Source organism: Cobetia sp. SIMBA_158 (genome assembly GCF_046566945.1).
GTDB lineage: Bacteria > Pseudomonadota > Gammaproteobacteria > Pseudomonadales > Halomonadaceae > Cobetia > Cobetia amphilecti.
In genome coordinates this window covers 1-265 of the sequence record NZ_JAWJYL010000479.1, presented here as the reverse complement: position 1 = coordinate 265, position 265 = coordinate 1, and the positions used below count along the sequence as shown (strand labels likewise).

At 49.1% G+C, this 265-nt stretch carries 1 protein-coding gene; it reads left to right on the top strand.

All coding sequences use genetic code 11. From position 1 onward, the window contains the following. Nucleotides 1–62 precede the first annotated feature (62 nt). A partial coding sequence (locus R2R70_RS20750; RefSeq protein ID WP_410979014.1) for an adenylyltransferase/cytidyltransferase family protein occupies nt 63–265 on the top strand: 203 nt, incomplete at its 3' end.

The following is a 265-nucleotide window of genomic DNA, read 5'->3' as shown; positions in this document are numbered from 1 at the left end:
ATTATCGCCTCGGTATCAGTTATAATCGCGTCTTTTCCGGAAAACATTAAGATTGTGCGGGCATGGAACTGATTCGCGGTACTCATAATCTCAGAGCTGAACATTGTGGTTGCGTATTGACCATAGGTAATTTCGATGGTGTTCATCTGGGGCATCAGGCGGTGCTGAGTCAGGTTCGGGAAAAAGCTCAGCAGTTGGGTGTGCCTTCCGCGGTTATGACCTTTGAGCCTCAACCGCAAGAGCTTTTCCAGCCTGAAAAAGCGCC